Consider the following 23,582-nt stretch of genomic DNA (forward strand, 5'->3'; position numbering starts at 1 on the left):
CGCTCTGCGTCATGCGCCTTCGCCGGATAATTTGCGGTTGAGTTGAAACCGCCAGCGCGCATACAGCAGCGCGCTGGTGAACACGGCGAGGCTGGCGAGCATTTCCAACACACCGAACCCGGCACGATTGGGATCGAACGCGGCCAGTGCGCCTTTGATGAAATACAGGTTCACCACGAAACAGGTCCACGAATGCCCCCGAGGGCTGCCGACGAACATGCCGGGCGCCAACAGAATCAGAGGCACCAGTTCAATCGCGAGAATCACCCAAGGCCGCGCGCCATGCAGGTCGGCAATGACCAGGTAATAAACGCCCAGCAACGCGATCAGTCCCAAAAAGCACGACAGCGCCGCCACCCGGCTCCAGCGAACCCGAGGTTCCAGCCAGTCCAGCGGGGGCAGCACCTTGGGCTTTTTAGCCACGGGAAGGTTCCAGCAACAGCGCGGTCTTGGCCAGACGCTGACCCAGCGCGCGACACAGCGTGGTCTCGTGCTGATCCAGCGGACGCTTGCCGTCGGCCCCCGCGTGATGGCTGGCGCCGTACGGCGTGCCGCCGCCGCTGGTTTCGATCAGTGCGGCTTCGCTGTAGGGCAGGCCGGTGACCAGCATGCCGTGGTGCAGCAACGGCAGCAGCATCGACATCAGCGTGGTTTCCTGACCGCCGTGCAGGCTGGCGGTGGAGGTGAACACACTTGCCGGTTTGCCGACCAACGCGCCGGTCAGCCACAGGTTGCTGGTGCCGTCGAGGAAGTACTTGAGCGGCGCCGCCATGTTGCCAAAGCGCGTCGGGCTGCCCAGCGCGAGGCCCGAGCAATTCTTCAAATCGTCAAGGGTCGCGTACAGCGCGCCGGTCTCTGGAATGCTCGGCGCCACGGCTTCGCACTCGGTGGAAATTGCCGGGACGGTGCGCAACCGCGCTTCCATCCCGCCCATCTCGATGCCCCGGGCGATCTGCCGCGCCATTTCACTGGTCGAGCCGTTGCGGCTGTAAAACAGCACCAGAATGTACGGCGCGCTCACGGCAGCAGCTCCAGGATTTTCTCTGGCGGACGGCCGATCACAGCCTTGTCGCCTGCAATCAGGATTGGCCGTTCGATCAGCTTCGGATGGGCGGCCATGGCGTCGATCAGTGCGTCGTCGCTCAAGCTGCTGTCAGCCAGGTTCAGGGTTTTGTATTCGTCTTCGCCGGTACGCAGCAGGGCGCGGGCATTGATGCCGAGCTTGCCCAGCAGATCACGCAATTGCGCGGCGCTGGGCGGGGTTTCGAGGTAGCGCACGACGGTCGGCGTCAGGCCGCGTTCTTCGAGCAATTCCAGCGCGCCACGTGATTTGGAGCAGCGCGGGTTGTGATAAAGCGTCAGATCGGTCATTTGCGGGTCGCATCTTTCGTGGGGTGGCGGGTATTCTACAGGCGTCTCGGTAAAGACCAACATCAGGTCCGCATCGCGTTTTCAACGAAAGGAACAAGCATCATGGCAAGGCGGTTGGCAGCAGCGGTAGCGCTTATCGGGAGTGTGTTGCTCAGCGGGTGCGGCGTGGACCTGGGCACTGACCAGAACGGTCAGAAAGTCGCCAGTGATCGAATCGAAAAGCACTGGCTGGTAGTCAATTACTGGGCTGAATGGTGTGGCCCTTGCCGCACGGAAATTCCGGAACTGAACGCACTGTCCGAGCAGTTGAAAGGGCAGAACGTCAGCGTCTTCGGGGTCAACTTCGACAATCTGCAGGGTGAAGACCTGAAAAACGCGGCCAACGCGTTGGGGATCAAATTCACCGTGCTGGCCCAGGATCCGGCCGAGCAATACGACATCCCCAAAAGCGAAGCGCTGCCGGTGACTTACATCATCGACGACAAGGGCAAGGTGCGTGAGCAGTTGATGGGCGAACAGACGGCGGCGGGCGTGACGCAGAAACTGGCGGAGTTGAAAGGGAAGGGTTGATAGCTGCTGCAGATTACCTGTAGGAGTGAGCTTGCTCGCGATAGCGCTGTGTCAGGCGCTGCGTTCGTCACAGAAAAAACGCAATCGCGAGCAAGCTCACTCCTACAGTCGGAAAGTCAGTTTTCATCCAGCCAGAATCTGAGCGGCAAACCCTCGGCCGGCCACAGCTCCAGCTGCTCGACCTCCGACACGTCCCAATGCTGAACCTTGCCCAACGCTTCGAGGAACCGGTGTTCCTGCTCCATCAACGCCGGGGCGCAGAGTTTGTGGGTGCTGCCAACCGGGCCGAACGTGATCGAGTCGCCCTCCAGCCGATACCCGGCGAACCAGTGATTGCAACCCGCATTGCCATACGCCCGGCCATCCTTGCCCAGGGTCATGGTCAGGTGGCTGCTGTCGATCAACGGGCGTTCCCCGATCCACTCCAGCACGTAACCGTGGTTACGCTTGAGGGCGTCGGTGTCGGTGGCGCAACCCGTCAGCAAGGTCGCGGCCATCAGGGTCAGCCAGAGCGTTTTCATGCAGCGTTCTTGGCGCAGGCCGGGCACAGGTGGTTCTCGCCGACGGTCTTCCAACCCAGCTCGGCAATGCGCGCAGTGGCGGCGGGCTTCAGGGCTTTCTTGCCTTCTTTGGCGTCCACCATGAACTCGATGTCCTGCTCTTTGCCACAGCCGTTGCAGTTGACCTTCCACTGATGAATCGCCAGCTCGGTGAACGCCGGGCCGTTGGCCACCGCAACCCACTGCCCGGGCGGGTTGATCAGGTGGCGGACTTTTTCGACGTTCAGGCGCATGTACAGGTCTTTGCTGCCTTTGACGGTGACGAGCAGCACGTCGTCGTGCTTGATCGAGCCACCGTTGCCAGTCACTTGATAACGACCGACCGCGAGGCTGCGGCATTCGATCAGGGTGTGGTGCGGGGTCAGCATGCTGTAGCGAAAATCGTGTTCGGCCATGGGGGTCTCCAAATAGGCGCGCATGCTAACACTTTAGAACTGAACTGCCCGCGCCGGTCGACGGCCGAGCGCAGCGCAAGGGTGACGCACGACCTGTGGGAGCGAATTCATTCTGGGCGGCATACCGACGAAAGATGGATCAGGCGATAGAGATGTGCCGTCTGTACGTCCGCTTCGCGAATGAATTCGCTCCCACAGGGTGATCGGCGTTCAGACCAGATTCTGCGGACTGCCACTCGCCCAGCCCGCAATGTTCTCCAGCGTCGTCTGCGCAATCGCGCCGAGCGCCTCGCGGGTCAGGAAAGCCTGATGGGCGGTGATCACCACATTGGGGAATGTCAGCAACCGCGCCAAAACGTCGTCCTGCAAGGGCAAGTCCGAACGGTCCTCGAAAAACAGATGCGCCTCTTCTTCATAGACGTCCAGCCCCAGATAGCCCAACTGGCCGGATTTCAGCGCGTCGATCAGCGCCGGGGTGTCGACCAGCGCGCCGCGCCCGGTATTGATCAACATCGCGCCACGCTGCATCTGCGACAGCGACGCCTCGTTGATCACATGCCGGGTGTGTTCGTTGAGCGGGCAATGAAGGCTGATGATCTGCGCGTTGGCGAGCAGTTCATCCAGCGGCAAGTAGCGTGCACCGAGCGCTTCGACCTGCGGATTGGGAAAGGGATCGTAGGCCAGCAGTTGGCAGCCGAATCCCGCCATGATCTTCGCAAACGTGGCGCCGATCTGCCCGGTGCCGACCACGCCCACTGTCTTGCCCACCAGATCGAACCCGGTCAGACCGTGCAGGGTGAAATCGCCATCGCGGGTGCGGTTGTAGGCGCGATGCAAATGACGATTCAACGCCAGAATCAAGGCCACGGCATGCTCCGCCACCGCATGGGGCGAGTAGGCCGGGACGCGCACGACGCTGATGCCCAGACGCTGGGCGGTCGGCAGGTTCACGTGGTTGAAACCCGCTGAGCGCAAGGCAATCAGCTTCGTGCCGCCCGCTGCCAGACGTTCGAGGACCGGTGTGCTCAAGTCGTCATTGATGAAAGCGCACACCACCGGGTAGCCGCTGGCCAGTGCCACGGTGTCAAGCGTCAGGCGTGCAGGCTGGAAGTGCAGGTCGATGCCCGCTGGGGCCTTTGCGGCGAGGAAGCTGTCGCGGTCGTAGGTCTGGCTGCTGTAGAGGAGGGTGCGCATGGGGGTTCCTTCCAACGGAGTTCATGACTGACACTACACCCCTGTAGGAGTGAGCTTGCTCGCGATGAGGGTTTGTCAGTCTACAACTCTGTCACTGAGAGATGGTCATCGCGAGCAAGCTCACTCCTACAGTGACACTGCTTATAGGCAATTGACCCACATCAAGCGCTCACCCGCGCTTCGATCTCCAGCCGTGTGATGGCCTTTTCCAGCTCATCCAGCGCTTTGTCGCTGTCCGGCGAATCCTGTTTGAGCAGGGTTTCGCTGCGTTGGCAGGCGGCCCGCAGTTGCGGCACGCCGCAGTAACGGGTCGCGCCGTGCAGACGATGGACGCGCTCGATCAACGCGACATGATCGCTCGCTTCGCGGGCCGAGCGAATGGCTTCACGGTCGGTGTTCAGCGAGGCCAGCAACATCGCCAGCATGTCCGCAGCCAGATCGGCCTTGCCCGCCGCCAGGCGTAAGCCTTCCTCATGATCCAGCACCTGCATGTTCAGGCTGCTGTGGCTGATTTCATGATGACGTTCCGGCGCTTGATTGCGCAGGGCCAGGCCGGTCCACTTCAACACCACCTGAGCCAGTTGCCGCTCGCTGATCGGTTTGGTCAGGTAATCGTCCATGCCGCTTTGCAAGAGCGCACGTTTTTCGTTGGCCATGGCGTGGGCGGTGAGGGCGACGATGGGCAGCGAGGTGATCTGGCGCTCGGTTTCCCAGCCGCGAATCGCTTCGGTCGCCTGGCGGCCGTCCATGCCCGGCATCTGCACGTCCATTAGCACCAGATCGAACGTTTCGTCTTGTACCGCCTGAACCGCTGCATAGCCGCTGTCCACCGCGAGCACCTTGGCCCCCATGTCTTCGAGCAGGGTTTGCACCAGCAACAGGTTGGCCGGGTTGTCGTCCACGCAAAGGATACGTGGCGGACGGCTGGACACCGGCTCGGGCACTTCGGTGCGCAGCTGTTTCGGGCTGACCAGCTCCGACAGGGCGCGCCGCAGTTTTCGGGTACAGGCCGGCTTGGCCTGCAATTGGCTGTAAGGGTCCGGCACCGACACCTGATACAGCGCCTGCTCGGTGGTCGGGCACAGCACCAATACTTTGCAGTCGAGGTTTTCCAGATCCCAGATTTGCTGACGCAGGCGCTCGGGCGGCAGCTCATGGGCTGTCACGCCGAGCACCGCCATTTCGATGGCGTGGGGTGTTTGATGCACCACGGTGACGCCATTGATGAGGTTTTCCAAGTTGTTGAACACCATGGGTTGCAGGCCGCAGTCTTCCAATTGGTGTTCCAGGGCCTGACGCGCCAGGTCGTGATGTTCGAGCACCGCCGCCCGGCGCCCGATCAGCGGGGGAGCGGGCAGGTCTTCGAGGTCGTCGCGGGTTTTTGGCAGGGTCAGGCTGATCCAGAATTCCGAGCCCTCTCCGGGGGTGCTTTCCACGCCGATTTCGCCGCCCATCTGCTCGATCAGACGCTTGGAGATCACCAGCCCCAAGCCGGTGCCGCCCGAATGCCGGGACAGAGAATTGTCGGCTTGGCTAAAGGCTTGAAACAGCGCCCGCACGTCCTGATTCGAAAGGCCGATGCCGGTGTCTTGGACGCTGATGCGCAGTTGCACCTTATCGTCCTGCTCGTCCTCCAGCATGGCGCGGGCGACGATGGTGCCCTCCCGGGTGAACTTGATGGCGTTGCTCACCAGGTTGGTCAGGATTTGCTTGAGCCGCAGCGGGTCACCCACCAGCGACAGCGGTGTGTCGCGGTACACCAGACTCACCAGCTCCAGCTGTTTGGCGTGGGCGGCGGGGGCGAGGATGGTCAGGGTGTCCTGCAACAGATCCCGCAGGTTGAACGGGATCGCGTCGAGCACCAGCTTGCCCGCCTCGATCTTCGAGAAATCGAGGATTTCGTTGATGATGCTCAACAGGTTGTCGGCGGATTTTTCGATGGTGCCGAGGTAATCGTACTGACGTGGCGTCATCTCGCTTTTTTGCAGCAGGTGCGTGAAGCCGAGGATGCCATTGAGCGGCGTGCGGATTTCGTGGCTCATGTTGGCCAGGAATTCAGATTTGATACGGCTCGCTTCAAGGGCTTCCTTGCGCGCCAGGTCCAGCTCGATGTTCTGGATTTCGATGGTCTCCAGATTCTGGCGCACGTCTTCCGTGGCCTGTTCGATGCTGTGTTGCAATTCTTCCTGGGCGTTTTGCAACGTCGCGGCCATGCGGTTGATGCCCGAGCCGAGTTCGTCCAGTTCGTTGCTGCCCATGGGCGGCAGTCGCGCTTCCAGATTGCCGTCCTTTAATTGCGCGACCACGTGCTTGATCTGCGCGATGGGGGCGTTGATGGTGCGGCTCATCCGCAGCGCGAGCATGGCGGTGAGACCCAGACCGGCGCCGATCAGCAGCAGGCTGGCGAACAGGCTTCGGTAGCCGCGCAGCAGGGTGCCGTTGTGGGACAGCTCCAGTTCGACCCAACCCAGCAGGCGATCGGCCTCGTCGGGAATGACCTCGCCGGTCAAATGGCGGCTGCGACCGAACACCGGCATCAGGTAGCGCGTGGCGTCGTTGTCGGACCGCTGCAACATGTGGGTGCTGTTGCCGATGGGCGGCTGGTTGATCATGGTCGGACCGGCATGGGCGAGCATGGCGCGGTCAGCGTCGAGAAAGGACACGGCGCGAACGTCAGCCTGTTCCAGCACCTGACCGGCGATGCGCTCCAGCATCGGTTTGTCCGCCGCAGCCAGGGCCGCCGCTGACAGCGGGGCCAACTCGTTGGCGATCATTTCACCGCGCTTGAGCAGCTGGGTTTGCAGTTCCGAGAGCTGCATCCAGGTGAAATAGCCCCCCAACAACGCCGCCATGAGGCACGTCGGCAGCAGGGTCAGCAGCAATACGCGGCCTTTGATGCCCAGTTTGTTCAGCACACTTTTTCTCCGGCAATCTCGTTCATATGCCCACGTCTTGCGCGTGATTGCAGCAAGACCTGCGCCAGGGTTGCCTTTCGACCTTGGGTAATCTGCGCAGTGTAGCCACTTGCGCGCGGGCCTTCCCGGCTAAATGGTCAATACAGAACGCTCCTACGCACATCTCCGATCAGTCGCCATTGCCGACCAGCGTGCAATCACCAATAATTGCCGCCTTGAGAATCAATCGCAGACGCCAATGAATCCCGCCAGCATCCACCGACCGAGCATACTCGCCATTGAAGACGATCCCGTGCTCGGCGCGTTCGTCCACGATCAACTGGACCGTTGCGGCTTTCACGTCACTTGGTGCCAGAACGGCTCGGAAGGGCTCGAACGTGCACAAAAGCAGGCCTTTGACGTGGTGCTGATGGACATCTTGCTGCCAGGCATGAACGGGTTGGACATCCTCATTCACCTGCGTCGTCGCCATGCGACGCCCATCATCCTGATGTCGGCGTTGGGCGCTGAAGCGGACCGCATCACCGGCTTTCGCCATGGCGCCGACGATTACCTGCCCAAACCCTTCAGCGTCGATGAGCTGCGGGTGCGCATCGAAGCCATCCTGCGGCGGGTTGAACTGGAGCGCCGTTTCAACACTGTGATCGACGTACCGGTGGCACTGAGCATCAATGAACTGACGTTCGACGAGGGCCTGTGCGATGTCACCTTCGGTCGCAAGGCCGCGCAGTTGACCCGCAGCGAATACCGCCTGCTGGAAACCCTGTGGCGCAACCCCGAGGACGTACTGAGCAAACCTTTCCTTTATCAGCACGTGTTGCAGCGCGGGTATTCCCAGCATGACCGCAGCCTCGACATGCACGTCAGCCAGATTCGTCGCAAGCTCAAGGCGATTGGCTACGAAGCGCATCAGGTGCGCACGGTGTGGGGCAAGGGCTACGTGCTGACAGCGGCGGAAGCGGATGCCTGATCGTCGCTCCCGTTTGCCGGGCAGGCATTCGCTGTTCTGGAAACTGGCTTTTCTACTGGTGGGTTTTTGCCTGCTGATGATCTGGCTCAGTTGGTATTGGGGGCGTTATGTCGAAACCCAGAATGCCTTTCTTTCTCCAGACGCACGACGCGTACTCAACGGTTATGCCGCCGAAGCGGAACAAGCATGGGTGGTGGGCAACGAGAAGGGCATCGATGACTGGCTGCGTGAACTCCGGCGCCATGAGCCCGGCTGGGTGGGCGTCATCGGCCACGACCTGCAATCGCTGAGCAGCATCCCTCTCGACGACAATCAGATGCAGCGCCTGACCTTCATGCGCGGCGTCGACTGGCCCATGAGTCGCCGACAAAAAAATACCCCCTGGCTGAAGATCCCTTTTCCCAATGACCCCGGCGTCGGCAGCCTGATCATCGAACTGCCGGAACGCTTCAAGCCAGGGCGTTATGCGCTGGTCTGGCAGATGCTGACCAATGTCGTGATTCCGGCGCTGTTCACCTTGCTGCTGTGCATCGGGCTGTACCGACTGCTCATCCGCCCGCTCAACCAGCTGCGAGAGCAGGCCAACGCGTGGCGGGCGGACCGTCTGTCCAATCGCCTGTCGCCACAGATGACCTCACGGCAGGACGAATTGGGCGAACTCAACCGTGCCTTCGATCACATGGCCGCCCGCCTGCAATCGACAGTGCAGATTCAGCAGCAGTTGCTCCGCGACCTGTCCCATGAACTGCGCACACCGCTGAGCCGATTGAGGGTGGCCTGTGACAGTGAGCAGAGCCTGCCGGAGCTGCGCGAACGCTTGAGCCGCGAAGTCGATGGCATGCGTCGGTTGGTGGACGACACCCTGCATCTGGCGTGGCTGGATGCCGAGCGAGAAAAGCTGCCCGACGAAGACGTTCAGATGCTGGCGCTGTGGGACATGCTGGTGGACAACGCCGGTTTCGAAAGCGGCTGGCCTTCGCGGCAGTTTGTCTGCGATCTGGACAGCGACTGTTGGGTCCGGGGGCATCTCAATACCTTGGCGCAGGCGCTGGAAAATATCCTGCGCAACGCGATTCGTCATTCACCCTCCGACGGCATCGTGCGCTTGTGTGGGCGTCGCGAGGGCGAAGACTGGCTGTTGTGGCTGGAGGATCAGGGCGGCGGGGTGGACGAAAGCGACCTTGAGCGCATCTTTGCGCCGTTCATCCGCCTCGATGGTGCCCGGCCCGGGGATGGAGGGTTTGGGTTGGGGTTGAGCATCGCCCGCAATTCCTTGCGCTTGCAGGGCGGCGACATGTGGGCCGAGAACACCCAGAGGGGGTTGCGGATGATCATGCGCTTGCCTGCCAAAGAAACAGAACTGTGACCTGGATTGGCCGCGCCCACGTACCTGTAGGAGTGAGCTTGCTCGCGAAGCATAGGCACTGGCGACAAATCTGCATTCGCTGTACCGCCCGCTCGCGAGCAAGCTCACTCCTACAGGAGGACCAATGCATTATGAAATCGCGTTATCAGCCCTTATTCCTTTTCGCCATACCCACCTCACTTTGCGTGATATGGGCTTGGGGCGATTGCCGGTATGATAGGCGACCCCCGCACGTCTGGACCTCGAACACGCCATGACCCTGCAGTATCAAACCATCGCCGATTGCGTCGGCAACACCCCGCTGGTGCGTCTGCAACGCATGGCCGGGAACACCAGCAACACGTTGCTGCTCAAGCTCGAAGGCAATAATCCGGCCGGTTCCGTGAAGGACCGTCCGGCGCTGTCGATGATCACCCGTGCCGAGTTGCGCGGTCAGATCCACCAGGGCGATACCCTGATCGAAGCGACCTCCGGCAATACCGGCATCGCCCTGGCCATGGCTGCGGCGATCAAGGGTTATCGCATGATCCTGATCATGCCGGACAACTCCAGCGCCGAACGCAAGGCCGCCATGACCGCTTATGGCGCCGAGCTGATTCTGGTCAGCAAGGAAGAAGGCATGGAAGGCGCCCGCGACCTCGCCGAGCGCATGCAGGCCGAAGGCCGTGGCAAGGTGCTGGACCAGTTCGCCAATGGCGACAATCCTGAAGCGCACTACGTCGGCACCGGCCCGGAAATCTGGCGGCAGACCGGCGGCACCATCACCCATTTCGTCAGTTCCATGGGAACCACGGGGACCATCATGGGCACCTCGCGTTACCTCAAGGAACAGAATCCGGACATTCAGATCGTCGGCCTGCAACCCATGGACGGCGCATCGATTCCCGGCATCCGTCGCTGGCCCCATGAATACTTGCCGAAAATCTACCAGGCCGATCGTGTCGACCGCATCGTGGACATGGCCCAGAGCGAGGCCGAGGACGTGATGCGTCGTCTGGCCCGCGAAGAAGGCATCTTCTGCGGCGTGTCTTCGGGCGGCGCGGTAGCGGGCATGTTGCGTTTGTCTCAGGAAGTCGAGAATGCGGTCATGGTCGCGATCATTTGTGACCGTGGCGACCGTTACCTGTCGACCGGTGTCTACGATGCGCCCAACTGATGGCCAAGCGTGAGACAGGCCTGCGTTTCCAGCCCAGTGGTGGCACCCGGACAACGCAGGTCCCGACCGGTAAAAAGCAACGTTTGAGCATCGAACGACTGGCCAACGACGGGCGCGGCGTCGGCTTCGTCGAGGGCCGGACCTGGTTTGTTGCGGGCAGTCTGGCTGGCGAAGAGGTGGAAGCGCGCGTATTGGGCGCCCACGGCAAAGTGGTCGAGGCGCGCACCGAACGCGTGTTTCAGGCCAGCCCGTTGCGCCGCCCGGCACCCTGCCAGCACTTCGGTCGTTGCGGTGGGTGCAGCGTGCAGCAGATGCCCCACGACGAACAACTTGCCCTCAAACAGCGCATGCTCGCCGAGCAGTTGAGCCGGGTCGCAGGCGTCGAGCCCGAAGAGTGGGCCGCTCCGTTGACCGGTGATGAATTCGCCTACCGTCGACGCGCGCGCGTCGCCGTTCGCTGGGACGCGAAGGGGAAACAGCTGGAGGTGGGCTTCCGCGCGGCCTCAAGTCAGGACATCATCGCCATCGACGAATGCCCAGTGCTGGTACAGGCCTTGCAACCGATCATGACGGCGTTACCGGCCATGTTGCGCAGCTTGAGCAAACCTCAGGCGCTGGGGCATGTCGAGCTGTTCAGCGGTTCGGCTAACGCTGTGCTGTTGCGCCACACCGCGCCGCTGGCGGAAAAGGACCTGGACACCCTGAAGGCATTTTGCGACACCCACGGCGCGCAACTCTGGTTGCACGGCGAGGGCGAGCCGCAGCCTGCGGACCCGGCCGCTCAATTGGGTTTTCACCTGGGGCCGTGGAATCTGGAGCTGGCATACCGGCCTGGCGACTTCGTGCAGGTGAACGCACAGGTCAACGAAGCGATGATTGCCCAGGCACTTTCGTGGCTTGCGCCTCGTTCGGATGAACGAGTGCTGGACTTGTTCTGCGGGCTTGGTAACTTCGCTCTACCGCTGGCGCAAATCACGCGCGAAGTGGTGGCGGTGGAGGGGGTCGACGTCATGGTTCGACGGGCTGCCGAGAACGCGGCGAGCAACGATTTGCACAACGTGAAGTTTTATCAGGCGGACTTGTCGCAACCACTGGACAAAGCGCCGTGGGCGGCGGAAGGTTTTTCCGCGGTCCTGCTCGACCCTCCGCGTGACGGGGCGTTCGAGGTGGTCGGCAAGCTCAGGAAACTGGGTGCCAAACGGTTGGTGTATGTGTCGTGCAACCCGGCAACTTTGGCGCGCGACACGGTCGAATTGATCAGGCAGGGCTACCGATTAAAACGTGCCGGAATTCTCGATATGTTCCCGCAGACAGCACATGTCGAGGCAATGGCGTTATTTGAAGCGAGTAAGTGAGACAAGCAGGGCTTCAGGAAGCAAGCCGACGTCTCACAGGGAAACTCGTTTAATCCGACTGGCCCGCGCATGCGAGACCTTGCAAGGCCCGCAAGGAGCATGCGCTGAGAAGGCCGGCGACTGATGGCGCATTTCATCGCGCCTTAGGGAAGGTAAGCAACATGGTACAGGTGAGAGCGCACCAGCCGATAAACACAGACGGCAGTATCAACCTCGACGCATGGCTTGATCATGTGGTCAGCGTCGACCTCGCAGTGGACCGACAGGCTTTGAAGGAAGCCTGTGAATTTGCCCGGGAAGCCGAGCAACAGGACAACGCCGCCAAGAACCTCTGGGCGGAAGGCACGTCGAGTTTTCAGACGGGCCTTGAAATCGCTGAAATTCTGGCCGACCTCAAGCTCGACCAGGACTCGCTGATTGCGGCCGTGATTTACCGCGCCGTACGCGAGGGCAAGATTCCTCTGCCCGACGTCAGCCAGCGTTTCGGGCCGACGGTGGCCAAGCTGATTGACGGCGTGCAGCGCATGGCCGCCATCAGCGCCAGTCTCAGCCCCCGGCAATCACTCGTTCTCGGCACGCAGGCCCAGGTGGAAAACCTGCGCAAGATGCTGGTGGCGATGGTCGATGACGTGCGTGTCGCGCTGATCAAGCTGGCTGAACGGACGTGCGCCATTCGCGCCGTGAAAAACACCGACGACGAGAAGCGCAACCGGGTCGCCCGTGAAGTCTTCGACATCTATGCACCGCTGGCCCATCGACTGGGTATCGGTCACATCAAGTGGGAGCTGGAGGACCTGTCCTTCCGCTACCTGGAGCCGGAACAGTACAAGCAGATCGCCAAACTGCTGCATGAGCGCCGCCTGGATCGCGAACGTTTTATCACCGACGTCATGTCGCAGCTGGAAAACGAACTGCTGGCCACCGGGGTCAAGGCCGACATCAGTGGCCGGGCCAAACACATCTATTCGATCTGGCGCAAAATGCAGCGCAAGGGTCTGGAATTCAGCCAGATCTACGACGTTCGCGCCGTACGCGTGCTGGTCCCGGAAATGCGCGACTGCTACACCGCGCTGGGCATTGTCCATACCTTGTGGCGGCACATTCCCAAAGAGTTCGACGATTACATCGCCAACCCCAAGGAAAACGGCTATCGCTCCCTGCACACCGCCGTGATCGGCCCGGAAGGCAAGGTGCTGGAGGTGCAGATCCGCACCCACGCCATGCACGAAGAGGCCGAACTGGGCGTTTGTGCGCACTGGAAGTACAAGGGCACTGACGTCAAGTCCGGCTCCAACCACTACGAAGAGAAAATCTCGTGGCTGCGTCAGGTCCTGGAGTGGCATGAAGAGCTGGGCGACATCGGCGGTCTGGCCGAGCAACTTCGCGTCGATATCGAGCCGGACCGGGTGTACGTGTTCACCCCGGACGGTCACGCCATTGACCTGCCGAAGGGCGCGACACCTCTGGACTTCGCTTATCGCGTGCACACCGAGATTGGCCACAACTGCCGAGGCGCCAAGATCAACGGGCGCATCGTGCCGCTCAACTACAGCCTGCAAACCGGCGAGCAGGTCGAGATCATTACCAGCAAACACGGGGTCCCGAGCCGCGACTGGCTGAACTCGAACCTCGGCTACATCACGACCTCGCGGGCACGGGCGAAGATCGTTCACTGGTTCAAACTGCAGGCGCGCGACCAGAACGTCGCGGCGGGCAAGGTGTTGCTGGAGCGCGAACTGGCGCGTCTGGCGTTGCCGCAGGTGGACTTCGACAAGTTGGCGGAAAAGGCCAACATGAAGATCGCTGAAGACATGTTCGCGGCACTCGGTGCGGGCGACCTGCGTCTGGCGCAATTGATGAATCTGGCGCAGCAACTGGTCGAGCCAGAGCGGGGCAACGAGCAACTGGAGCTGATTCCGCGCAAGGCCACCGGTTACAAGCCGGGCAAGCGCGGCGACATTCAGATTCAGGGCGTCGGCAACCTGATGACGCAAATGGCCGGCTGCTGCCAGCCGTTGCCGGGCGACGCCATCGTCGGTTACATCACTCAAGGCCGTGGCGTGAGCATTCACCGTCAGGACTGCGCCTCGGTGTTGCAACTGGGCGGGCGCGAGCCTGAGCGGATCATTCAGGTCAGTTGGGGGCCGGTGCCGGTCCTCACCTACCCGGTGGACATCATCATCCGCGCCTACGACCGGTCCGGCCTGTTGCGTGACGTCTCTCAGGTGCTGCTCAACGAGCGCATCAACGTTTTGGCGGTGAACACCCGCTCGAACAAGGAAGACAACACCGCGCTGATGTCGCTGACCATCGAGATTCCGGGGCTGGATGCGTTGGGTCGTCTGTTGGGGCGGATTTCGCAGCTGCCGAACATCATCGAGACGCGGCGTAATCGCACGCCCTAGAAGCAGCTTCGAGTTTTAAGCTGCAAGCTGCAAGTTGTTCGCGGACAGCTTGTAGCTTGCAGCTCGAAGCTTGCTGATGTGAGTGAAGAGATTCCGAATGCATACGCTAGAAGACCTGCTCCATCTCATGGCCCGCCTGCGCGATCCGCAATACGGCTGCCCGTGGGATGTGAAGCAGAATTACGCGACCATTGTGCCGCACACTCTCGAAGAGGCCTACGAAGTGGCCGACGCCATCGAGCGCGGCGACTTCGATGACCTGCGCGGTGAGTTGGGCGATCTGCTGTTTCAGGTGGTGTATTACTGCCAGTTGGCGCGGGAGGAAGGGCGGTTCGAATTCGACGGCGTGGTTGATGGCATCACCCGCAAGCTGATTCGCCGTCACCCTCACGTGTTCCCGACAGGCGATCTGTATGCCCCGCTGGAAACGCCGCGCCTGAGTGAAGACCAGGTGAAGCACCGCTGGGAAGCGATCAAGGCCGAGGAACGCGCCGAAAAGGCCCAGGCCCCGGAGCAGTTGTCGTTGCTCGACGACGTGCCGAATGTTTTGCCTGCCTTGTCCCGCGCTGCCAAATTGCAGAAGCGCGCGTCGCAGGTCGGTTTCGACTGGCCCGAAGCGCTGCCGGTGGTCGACAAGGTGCGCGAGGAACTGCAGGAAGTCCTTGAAGCCATGGCCGACAATGATCAGGAAGGCATCCACGAGGAAATCGGCGATCTGCTGTTCGTGGTGGTCAACCTGGCACGCCATCTCAAGGTCGATCCGGAAAATGCACTGCGCGCCGCCAACGGCAAGTTCGAGCGGCGCTTTCGTTTTATCGAACACGCCTTGCGCGAGACCGACCGCCCCATCGAAGATTGCAGCCTTGAAGAAATGGATGCGCTCTGGGGCGAAGCCAAGCGCCAGGAAAAGAACACGCCCAACTGCGGTTGAGTCGATCATTGAGAGAGAGAAGATAAATGGCGGGTATTTCCCTTCGTGACCAGTTGCTCAAGGCAGGTCTGGTCAACGAGAAGCAGGCCAAACAGGTCGCCAAGAACAAGCAGAAAGAGCAACGTCTGGTGCACAAGGGCCAAGCCGTTGCCGACGATGCCGCCCAGCGCGCCGCCCAGGACGCCATGGCCGAAAAGGCCAGGCGCGATCAGGAGCTGAATCGCCAGCAGCAGGAAAAGGCCGAGCAGAAGGCCCGTACCGCGCAGGTCAAGCAGCTGATCGAGGCGACTCGTCTGCCGAAGCTGACCACCGAGGATTACTACAACTTCGTCGATGACAAGAAGGTCAAGCGCCTGTCGGTCAACTCGCTGATGCGCAGCAAGTTGAGCAACGGTTCGCTGGCCATCGTTCACCACGGCGGCACCTATGAAGTCATCCCTCGCGAGGCGGCGCTGAAAGTGCAGGAGCGCGACCCACGCCGTATCGTGTTGCTCAGCGAGCCGACGGAAGAGCCGGATGGCGACGATCCGTACGCCGCGTACAAGATCCCTGACGATCTGATGTGGTAACTCGGACACCTGCAAACGGTGAACCCCGTGTAAGCGAATTCGTTCGCGAGAGGCCAGTACATCCGACGTCGCTTCGTGACTGTCACACCGTATCGCGAATGAATTCGCTCCCACAGGTTCCGCGCCATACATATTTCTGATGTGTTCGCACATCCCCTGTGGGAGCGAATTCATTCGCGAAAGATGGATCGGGCGATAGAGATGTGTCGTCTGTACGCCCGCTTCGCGAATGAATTCGCTCCCACAGGGGTGATCGGAGTTGCTGAATATCGCTGTAAAACGACAAAACCCGCCTCGGCGGGTTTTGTTTTGATGCGATTCAGTAGTGACGTGTTGCTTGAACTACGTGTTGCTTGCCATTTTCTTGGCTTCTTGTTCTGCAAGCTCTGATGCGTAACGCTGGGCGTCCGATTCGTGGTGGAACAGGCCTACCAGTTGATCTTGTTGGCGCACTTCGAAGATCTGGATGCCGTCAGCGATGCTTTCGTGGGAAATGTGGGCGTCGTCGCGTTCACTTACAGTTACAGTCATATCGGAAACTCCTGACTCTTTGAAATCTGCGGCAGGACGTCGCAGTGGCTCCTTTATAGAATTGGGTAGCTTGCTAAGTAAACGACCGATTTCTGCAAGAGTTATTTGCCAATTCCGTAACAGTGATGCAAATGCCTGTTTTTGAAGGGTGTGCGGCGTTATGTCGCACCCGCTTGAATGGCATGAAGAATCTTTCATAAAGGCCTGAGGAACAAAATACGCCACGAAACCGGCGCTATGCCTCGATCCCCAAGCCCCTATTTTCCTAAAGCGCGTTACGGCTGTGGCGGTAGTCGCTGACGGCTTCATACACCGCTTTGCGCAGACGGTTGATGCCGCCGATGGGGCGGTGCGCTTCTACGCCAAACCACGGGTTGAAGGACTGGTTGTCGCACGCCAGGTTTTGCTCGGGTGTATCGAAATCCTGAGGCGCGACCCTGACCTTCGCCACGGTTTCGAACGGGGCATCGCTTTCCTTCCATTCGATGCTGGTGTCTTCGATCGGCATGAATTTCTGCGGGTCCTGCCGCTGAATCTGCAACACGAAACACGCGGGGACGCGGTCGGTGGACAACTGCTGATTCAAGGCCGTGCGCAAGAAGTTCGGCAGGTCCCGGTTCTGTTTGGGCAGGGTGTACGGCGGGCAGCTTTGCGGGTCCGGCGCGACCCGGAACTTGGCGTTGGCAGTGCCGAACTTGTAAGGGGAGACCGAGTAATACGTGGTCTCCGTCGGGCTGGCGGGGGCAGGCGACAGCGTTGCCAACGCGATGAACAGGTGCCGCACTTGCCAGCTTCGTGGGTCAAGGCTGGGGAAGAACGCCAGGACTTTCTGGCCGTCGGCCTGCGCCCCGATGTTCTGCGCGTATTCGGCCACGTCGCTGACGAAGAAGTTTGGGTGGCTGAACATCACGAAATCCTGTTCCGCCCGGCTTTGCTGGTCTGCCAGCAATTGTTTGCCTGGCACGTCCAGCAGTTTGAGCGCCATGCCCCGCGCATCCCGAATGCTGTCGAACTGTGGATAGGCGTTGCCGTTGGACAGGCGCATGACCGCTTGCCAGGTTTTACCCGGTTCGGCGAACACCCCTTGGCGCAACGCCGGGGCGAGGTCTTTCGGCACGCTCACTTCGGCCTTCACACAGCCGTGGGCCTTGGCATGGGCGTCGCGCAGATAGCGAGTGGGTTCGCGGTGCTGGTCGACGATGCGCACCGCCGTCTGAATGATGCCTTGGCTCATGGCCGCTTCACCGGGCGGAATCTGTTCTTCCACGGGCACCGGACCGCGGTGCTGCCAGGCGAACCAGACGCCTGATACCGCCCAGCCCAACAGGCCCAGCCCGATGAGCCACAGCAGGGTCTTGCCCAGAAATGAACCCAGACGCAGCCAGAGCCGCCCGAGCCAAGTGTGTTGCGTGTCGCGATGTCGAGTGATCATGGCAGTTGTTGCTCCAGCGGTCCGCCCAGCACTTTCAGGTATTCCACCAACGCCCAGCGCTCTTGAGGCAACAGGCCGCGTCCTATCACGCCGTTACCCCGCTTGCCCTCGCGGAATTCGTGACCGCTGTTGTGGTTGCCGGAGATTTTCGTGTCGAACAGAAAGGCGTTTTTAAAGGCTGCGGTTTCGAAGCCCAAGTGCAAGGGGTCGTAGTTGAAGGTGCCTTTGTAGAAGGTCGTGCTGCGCTCGTCCTGAGGCGAGAGCAACTGATAGATCGTCGGCACCGAACCGTTGTGCAGGAAGGGCGGGGTGGCCCAGATCCCGTCCAGCGGCCGGGCTTTGTACGCGCGCAATTCCTGAACCGCGATGGGCAGGCCGAATCCGTCCATGGCAGGGCGATCGGCGACGGGGACATTGGCCGCGTTGTAGGCGTTGTTTTCAACGTAGGCGGTGATGTACGCCAACGCCTTGGCCGAGGTGATGTTGTGCGTGTCCAGCGGGGCCGTCTGTTTAGGGACCAGATGAACGTTAGTGAGGTGGTCGAGTTCGTCTTGGGTCCACTTCAGCGCGCTCACGTCGTAGTGGTTGTCGGCGATGTTATTGGCCGTGTTCGGATCGGTGCCGACTTCCGCCACCGGGATCATGTTCAGGTATTGCACGGTGCGGCCATCCACCACGCTGTGGGACGGGACGTGGCAGCCTGCGCAATTTTCGGCAAACAAAGCGCGACCCTGAGCGGCCAGCGGCTTGTTCACCGGGCCGAACAGCGGTTCCGGCCAGACCGGTGGCTTCAGGCGCTGCAAGGCTCGTTCGATGGTGTCGAGGTCGCGCACCCGGACGCTGGAGGGGTAGCGGTCAGCCACTTTGAGCGGCTGGCCTGCGGCGTCGAAGAACGTCAGGGTCGCGCCAACACCGAGGGATTCCCCGACGTTGCGCGCCATTGGCTGTTTGGCCGAGCCGTTCCACTGCACCCAGTCGAAGGTCCAGATGTCCCACAGGTGCGGATAGTCCACGGGGGCATTGGCGATGCGGTAGTTGTCGGGCGAGATAGCGTCGCCGAAGGTGGCGTTGGCGATGCGACCGAAGGCATCGGTGCGTCCCGGCCCTTCTTCGGTGGGGTAGAGGCCACGATGGGTGTCGTTCCACGCAGTGCTGGCGAAGGTGTTCAGAGACTGCTTGAACTCGTCACGCAACTGATCGTGGGAGGCATCGTAGCGATCGCCCAGCACGCGGCGGGCGAAACGTTCGAATTTCCATGGGTTGTAATAAGTCGCCACGAGGCTGGCGACCAGCGCCTGACCGAAACTGCCACCGCGAAGGGTAGGCACGCTGGACGGCAAGACATGCTGCGCGCTGCCCCCATCGATGCGCAGGGCCTGCCCCTTGAAATGCAATTCGCCGGTGTGGCACGCGGAACAGGTGATGTCCAGATACTCGACGGTATGGTCAGGGTTCTGATGGCGGGTGAAACCGACGGGCAGGTTGCCGGGGTTCAGCGCGGTGGCGACCTGCTTGGGATCGACCAGGAACCCGAAACGGGCGAGGTGCTCGGGCGCGGCGAAGCGGTCTTCGGAGAATGGCATCTCCAACGCCGTGAACCAGTTGTAGTGCAGCCCTTTGACTTGTGTCCCCTGTGGGGTGAAGTAATAGGTCTGACGATCGCTGTCGTCCCACTGCTGCTGATACTGCACCTGCTCGACAGGCGTGTATTCAGGCAGTTTCGGGTTGATGACGTAATAAATCACCACTGCCAGAATCAGCACGATCACAGCGAGCAACAGCAGCAATGCACGGCGAAATATGCGCAAGATAACCATCCTTGTCCGTTTTTGGTGTCCTTATGACATCACGCCAATCCCATGGCAAGTGACGTGCACGCTTTAATCCCGACGGTCGAGCATGCAATAAAAAGCCCGCTGATGTCAGCGGGCTTTTCGAGGTCAATGGCAGGAGCGAAAAATCAGCTGCCCTTGACCGACTTACCGTTCACTGTGCCGTCCTGCAGCATGATGTTGTATTCCTTGCCGTCGGTCTCGACCTGCTGCAGACGCACCAGCAAATAGTCGTAATCCTTGGCAAACCACATCACGGTGATGCGCTTGTTCTGCGTCGGGTCGCGCACGCGCTCGACCTTGATCGCATCGACCGAACCGACCTTGGTGGCCACTTTCTCGGTGCCCAGCACGCGGAAATCGTAGGCATCGACTTCGTCACCGTCGACAACCTGATAGGTCATGCTCTTCTTGCCCGCTGCCACGTCGTGCTGCAAGGCGAGTTGATAGGTGGATTTGTCCAGAACACCGGTGTTCAGCGGGATTTTCACCGCGTCGTTACGGTCGGTGCCGGTGATGAACTTGGTGGGCCAGTCGAACACCAGGTCAACCGTTTTGCTCTTGCCCAAACCGCCACGTTCGAAGTGGTAGGTCTGTGGCAGCAGTTGATCCTTGTCGACCTTGAGGGTGCTGACCTCGGTCAGGCTCGCGATCATCATCGAGGCCTTGAAGCTCAGGGTCCAGGTGCCGTTGGCGTTTTTTTCCAGGCTGCGGGTAGCGCTGCCGCCGCCGACCGGGAGCTGTTTGAAATCAGCGGTGTAGCTGGCGGCGAAAGGTTGAAGGTCTGCCGCGTTGACCGCAGGAATGGCGAACAGAGCGAGGGCGAAGAGCAAAGCGCGACGCATAATTTCTCCCGTCTTTACAGTGAGGGGCCACATTGAATGGCCGGAATCAAATGGCCGCTTGAGCCCAATGGCTGACCGTCGAGGGTCGCTCCCTGTTCGCTCAGGGCCAGACGGCCTTCAGCGAACCAGCGGATCGCCAGCGGGTAAATCAGGTGTTCCCGAGCGTGAACCCGTTGTGCCAGCGTGGCAGGCGTGTCGTGCAACTCTACCGAAACAACAGCCTGTACGACCAGAGGCCCTCCATCGAGTTCCTCTGTGACGAAGTGCACGCTGCACCCATGTTCGGCATCGCCCGCTTCGAGCGCCCGTTGATGGGTGTGCAAGCCTTTATACAGGGGAAGCAGTGACGGATGTATGTTCAGCAGCCGGCCGTGGTAGTGACGCACGAAACCCGGGGTGAGAATGCGCATGAAACCGGCCAGTACCACCAGTTTCGGCGAGAACGAATCGATCAGTTCGATCAGCGCCGCGTCGAAGGCCTCGCGACCTTCGTAGGCTGTGTGATCGAGAACGCGGGTGTCGATGCCCGCGTTCTTCGCGCGCTCAAGCCCGTAGGCATCGGCGCGGTTGGAAATCACCGCGCGAATGCGAGCCGGGCTCGAACCGTCCTGAAAGCTGTCGATCATCGCTTGCAGGTTACCGCCAGTGCCGGACAGCAGCACCACCACATCGCAGGGTTGAGGCCTGTCAGGCTTCAACGCTTCCGGCATCGCCACGTCGGACATCAATGTGCCTTGACGTTTTTCAGCTCGACTTGTGCAGCGCCTTCGGCCGCGACGCCGATCTGGCCGATGACCCACGGCTGCTCGCCCGCTTCACGCAGCGCGTTCAGCGAGGCTTCGACGTGTTCCTGTGCCACGCAGATGACCATGCCGACGCCGCAGTTCAGGACGCGGTGCATCTCGTGCTCGTCGACGTTGCCTTTCTCTTGCAGCCAGTCGAACACGGCAGGGCGGGTCCAGCTCGCCACGTCAACCACGGCCTGTGCGCCTTCTGGAAGGACGCGCGGGATGTTGTCCAGCAGACCGCCGCCGGTGATGTGGGCCATGGCCTTGACCGCGCCAGTGTCCTTGATCAGCTTGAGCAGTTGCTTGACGTAGATGCGGGTCGGCGCCATCAGCAGCTCGGTCAGCGGTTTGCCGTCGAGCTGGATGGTTTCGATGTCAGCGCCGGAGACTTCGATGATCTTGCGGATCAGCGAGTAGCCGTTGGAGTGCGGGCCGGAAGACGGCAGGGCGATCAGGGCGTCGCCCGCCACGACTTTCGAGCCATCGATGATTTCGGATTTTTCCACGACGCCGACGCAGAAACCGGCCAGGTCGTAGTCTTCGCCTTCGTACATGCCAGGCATTTCAGCGGTTTCGCCGCCGACCAGCGAGCAACCCGCCAGTTCACAGCCTGCGCCGATGCCGGTCACGACCTGAGCGGCGGTGTCGACGTTCAGTTTGCCGGTGGCGTAGTAGTCGAGGAAGAACAGCGGCTCTGCGCCGCAGACGACGAGGTCGTTGACGCACATGGCGACCAGGTCGATGCCGATGCTGTCGTGTTTGTTCAGGTTCAGGGCCAGGCGCAGCTTGGTGCCGACGCCGTCAGTGCCGCTGACCAGAACCGGTTGTTTGTAGCCGGCCGGGATTTCGCACAGCGCGCCGAAGCCACCCAGGCCGCCCATCACTTCCGGGCGCTTGGTGCGCTTGGCGACGCTCTTGATGCGTTCGACCAATGCTTCACCGGCGTCGATGTCTACACCGGCGTCTTTGTAGCTCAGGGAGGGTTGCTTGCTCATGATCCAGGCCTTTAGGGGGGATTCGGGGTAACGACCGAGGTGGGTGCGGCGCGTGGCCGTGTCATCGCCGGTCTGCGAAGGCGCGCGATTTTATCAGGGTTGGGCTCAAGCGGCCATCCTTGGGCCGACGGGCAGGGCCATCGATGAAGAAAAAATAACCCGTTCGTTCAGGGTTTAGCCGTTCGTCGCCAGAGGGAAAGGGTGTAAGTTCTTTTCCAGAGTGAGCGATTCGGACCGCCGTGCGGTCTCAGTCGAGCCAGTCATGTTCATGCAGCTATTTATCAGGCTGCGATATTTGTTTCGTGGGAATTCTTATGCGCCTTAAAAACTGCCTGTTCGCAGGTTGTCTGTCCCTCATGAGCCTCCCGGCCCTGGCCGAGACGGTGAACAATCTCTATCAGGTGCGCGAGCCGGTCAGCGGGCAGAGCCCCGATGAGAAAACCCGTGCGACCCAGGCTGCGCTGGAAACCCTGGTCATCCGGTTGACCGGTGACCCGAAGGCCGCTCAGGGGCCAGGCCTGGCTGATGTGCGCAAGGACCCGCAGCAGATCATCAGCCAGTACGGCTATGACGCAGGACCGCCGGAGTCGTTGCAGGTGGATTTCGATCCGGCGAGTACTGACCGGGCATTGCGTCAGGCCGGCTTGTCGTTATGGGGTTCGAACCGCCCGGTGATCATGGCCTGGTGGCTGAACGACGCCACCGACGGCGCCAATCTCGTCGGTGACGGCCAGTCAAGTGCAGAACCCTTGCGTCGCGCTGCCCAGCACCGGGGTTTGCCGCTGCGTCTGCCGCTGGCGGACTTGGGCGAACAGGGCATCGGCAACGCGAAAACCCTGGATGGCAATGACGTCGCGCCGCTCAAACAGGCGTCCGAGCGCTATGGCTCTGACGCCATTCTCGCCGTTCACGCACAGGAAAATGGCGGCCAGTGGCAGGGCAAATGGCACCTGTGGCTGGGCGACAAGATGGAGCAGGGCAGCGCCAGCGGGGCCAGTGCCGCCGAATTGGCCGACGCCGTGCTGTTGTCGGTGAGTCAGCGTCTGGCGCCGCGTTTCGTGGTCAAGCCGGGCGCCTCATCGAGCATGGCGCTGGAAGTCCAGGGCATGACCCTGGAGCGTTACGCCCAACTGGGCCGTTTGTTGGAACCGTTCGGTGGGCGTCTCAAATCGGTGGACGCGGACCGGGTGACGTTCGATGTCAGCGGCAGCACTGACCAGCTGCGCTCGCAATTGTCCCTGGCGAAGTTGCAGGAGGTGCCAGCGGGTGAGGTCGCTGCAGCGCCGGTCGATGCCGGACAAGTGCCTGCTGCCGGTGCTGTGCCGGGTGCACCTGCGCCGGTCCCCGCGCCTGTTGCCACACAAACACTGCACTTCCGCTGGTGAGCGGGTTCATAACGGCG

The 23,582-nt window shown here is 61.3% G+C and carries 22 protein-coding genes; 9 read left to right on the top strand and 13 right to left on the bottom strand.

What is annotated here, in order from left to right; all coding sequences use genetic code 11:
* Positions 1–9: 9 nt before the first annotated feature.
* Genes AAEO81_RS09090 through arsC form a run of 3 tightly spaced genes read right to left on the bottom strand, consistent with a single transcriptional unit; the run spans position 10 to position 1,371 of the window.
* On the bottom strand, positions 10–423 hold the full coding sequence (locus AAEO81_RS09090; protein WP_341963008.1) for a DUF2069 domain-containing protein: 414 nt from the start codon (positions 421–423) through the stop codon (positions 10–12).
* Positions 416–1,021, bottom strand: coding sequence for an NAD(P)H:quinone oxidoreductase (gene wrbA / locus AAEO81_RS09095; RefSeq protein WP_166596614.1), 606 nt, complete (start codon positions 1,019–1,021; stop codon positions 416–418). Before wrbA ends, AAEO81_RS09090 begins: the two co-directional genes overlap by 8 nt.
* A complete protein-coding gene (gene arsC / locus AAEO81_RS09100) occupies positions 1,018–1,371 on the bottom strand; it encodes an arsenate reductase (glutaredoxin) (protein WP_341963009.1) in 354 nt (117 codons plus the stop codon). The genes wrbA and arsC overlap by 4 nt, the downstream gene beginning before the upstream one ends.
* 102 nt (positions 1,372–1,473) lie before the next feature.
* On the opposite strand from arsC, the gene AAEO81_RS09105 reads away from it, so the two are divergent.
* Positions 1,474–1,941 carry a TlpA disulfide reductase family protein gene (locus tag AAEO81_RS09105; protein ID WP_341963010.1) on the top strand — a complete coding sequence of 156 codons (468 nt, stop codon included), beginning with the start codon at positions 1,474–1,476 and terminating at the stop codon, positions 1,939–1,941.
* A 116-nt stretch (positions 1,942–2,057) separates the two neighbouring features.
* On the opposite strand, the gene AAEO81_RS09110 is transcribed toward AAEO81_RS09105, so the two are convergent.
* The 4 genes from AAEO81_RS09110 to AAEO81_RS09125 all read right to left on the bottom strand — a co-directional run bounded on the left by AAEO81_RS09110 (position 2,058) and on the right by AAEO81_RS09125 (position 7,005).
* The gene (locus AAEO81_RS09110) at positions 2,058–2,462 is read right to left on the bottom strand and encodes an META domain-containing protein (protein ID WP_341963012.1); all 405 of its coding nucleotides are present in this window, start codon (positions 2,460–2,462) and stop codon (positions 2,058–2,060) included.
* Positions 2,459–2,896 carry a hypothetical protein gene (locus tag AAEO81_RS09115; protein ID WP_341963014.1) on the bottom strand — a complete coding sequence of 146 codons (438 nt, stop codon included), beginning with the start codon at positions 2,894–2,896 and terminating at the stop codon, positions 2,459–2,461. The genes AAEO81_RS09110 and AAEO81_RS09115 overlap by 4 nt, the downstream gene beginning before the upstream one ends.
* Positions 2,897–3,106: 210 nt before the next feature.
* A complete protein-coding gene (locus AAEO81_RS09120; protein WP_341963016.1) occupies positions 3,107–4,090 on the bottom strand; it encodes a 2-hydroxyacid dehydrogenase in 984 nt (327 codons plus the stop codon).
* A gap of 161 nt (positions 4,091–4,251) precedes the next feature.
* Positions 4,252–7,005: an ATP-binding protein gene (locus tag AAEO81_RS09125; protein WP_341963017.1), complete on the bottom strand. Its 2,754-nt coding sequence runs from the start codon at positions 7,003–7,005 to the stop codon at positions 4,252–4,254.
* A 238-nt stretch (positions 7,006–7,243) separates the two neighbouring features.
* On the opposite strand from AAEO81_RS09125, the gene AAEO81_RS09130 reads away from it, so the two are divergent.
* From AAEO81_RS09130 to AAEO81_RS09160, 7 genes are all read left to right on the top strand, one after another.
* Positions 7,244–7,975, top strand: a complete 732-nt coding sequence (locus AAEO81_RS09130) for a response regulator transcription factor (RefSeq protein ID WP_341963018.1) — start codon at positions 7,244–7,246, stop codon at positions 7,973–7,975.
* Positions 7,968–9,341, top strand: a complete 1,374-nt coding sequence (locus AAEO81_RS09135; RefSeq protein ID WP_341963019.1) for a sensor histidine kinase — start codon at positions 7,968–7,970, stop codon at positions 9,339–9,341. The genes AAEO81_RS09130 and AAEO81_RS09135 overlap by 8 nt, the downstream gene beginning before the upstream one ends.
* A gap of 253 nt (positions 9,342–9,594) precedes the next feature.
* Positions 9,595–10,497, top strand: a complete 903-nt coding sequence (cysM, locus tag AAEO81_RS09140; RefSeq protein ID WP_166596623.1) for a cysteine synthase CysM — start codon at positions 9,595–9,597, stop codon at positions 10,495–10,497.
* Positions 10,497–11,852 carry a 23S rRNA (uracil(1939)-C(5))-methyltransferase RlmD gene (rlmD, locus tag AAEO81_RS09145; protein WP_341963022.1) on the top strand — a complete coding sequence of 452 codons (1,356 nt, stop codon included), beginning with the start codon at positions 10,497–10,499 and terminating at the stop codon, positions 11,850–11,852. The genes cysM and rlmD overlap by 1 nt, the downstream gene beginning before the upstream one ends.
* A gap of 161 nt (positions 11,853–12,013) precedes the next feature.
* Positions 12,014–14,257: a GTP diphosphokinase gene (gene relA, locus AAEO81_RS09150; protein WP_341963024.1), complete on the top strand. Its 2,244-nt coding sequence runs from the start codon at positions 12,014–12,016 to the stop codon at positions 14,255–14,257.
* A gap of 97 nt (positions 14,258–14,354) precedes the next feature.
* Positions 14,355–15,188, top strand: a complete 834-nt coding sequence (mazG, locus tag AAEO81_RS09155; RefSeq protein WP_341963025.1) for a nucleoside triphosphate pyrophosphohydrolase — start codon at positions 14,355–14,357, stop codon at positions 15,186–15,188.
* 26 nt (positions 15,189–15,214) lie between these two features.
* Positions 15,215–15,757: a DUF2058 domain-containing protein gene (locus AAEO81_RS09160; protein ID WP_341963026.1), complete on the top strand. Its 543-nt coding sequence runs from the start codon at positions 15,215–15,217 to the stop codon at positions 15,755–15,757.
* Between the two features lie 342 nt (positions 15,758–16,099).
* On the opposite strand, the gene AAEO81_RS09165 is transcribed toward AAEO81_RS09160, so the two are convergent.
* The 6 genes from AAEO81_RS09165 to purM form a co-directional block, all read right to left on the bottom strand.
* Positions 16,100–16,288: a hypothetical protein gene (locus AAEO81_RS09165; RefSeq protein WP_166596628.1), complete on the bottom strand. Its 189-nt coding sequence runs from the start codon at positions 16,286–16,288 to the stop codon at positions 16,100–16,102.
* 265 nt (positions 16,289–16,553) lie between these two features.
* Positions 16,554–17,720 (bottom strand): catalase family protein, encoded by a 1,167-nt coding sequence (locus AAEO81_RS09170; RefSeq protein WP_341963027.1) that lies wholly within the window; start codon positions 17,718–17,720, stop codon positions 16,554–16,556.
* Positions 17,717–19,528, bottom strand: a complete 1,812-nt coding sequence (locus tag AAEO81_RS09175; RefSeq protein WP_341963032.1) for a di-heme-cytochrome C peroxidase — start codon at positions 19,526–19,528, stop codon at positions 17,717–17,719. The genes AAEO81_RS09170 and AAEO81_RS09175 overlap by 4 nt, the downstream gene beginning before the upstream one ends.
* Positions 19,529–19,680: 152 nt before the next feature.
* Positions 19,681–20,397, bottom strand: a complete 717-nt coding sequence (locus AAEO81_RS09180) for a DUF3108 domain-containing protein (RefSeq protein ID WP_341963033.1) — start codon at positions 20,395–20,397, stop codon at positions 19,681–19,683.
* A 14-nt stretch (positions 20,398–20,411) separates the two neighbouring features.
* Complete coding sequence (purN, locus tag AAEO81_RS09185; RefSeq protein WP_341963034.1) at positions 20,412–21,122, bottom strand: phosphoribosylglycinamide formyltransferase; 711 nt, start codon at positions 21,120–21,122, stop codon at positions 20,412–20,414.
* A complete protein-coding gene (gene purM, locus AAEO81_RS09190; RefSeq protein ID WP_341963036.1) occupies positions 21,122–22,180 on the bottom strand; it encodes a phosphoribosylformylglycinamidine cyclo-ligase in 1,059 nt (352 codons plus the stop codon). Before purM ends, purN begins: the two co-directional genes overlap by 1 nt.
* A 314-nt stretch (positions 22,181–22,494) precedes the next feature.
* Between purM and AAEO81_RS09195 the strand changes: the two genes are divergently transcribed.
* Positions 22,495–23,565, top strand: a complete 1,071-nt coding sequence (locus tag AAEO81_RS09195) for a DUF2066 domain-containing protein (protein WP_341963038.1) — start codon at positions 22,495–22,497, stop codon at positions 23,563–23,565.
* Positions 23,566–23,582: the final 17 nt, after the last annotated feature.

The sequence above is a fragment of the Pseudomonas sp. RC10 genome (assembly GCF_038397775.1).
Taxonomy (GTDB): domain Bacteria; phylum Pseudomonadota; class Gammaproteobacteria; order Pseudomonadales; family Pseudomonadaceae; genus Aquipseudomonas; species Aquipseudomonas bambusae.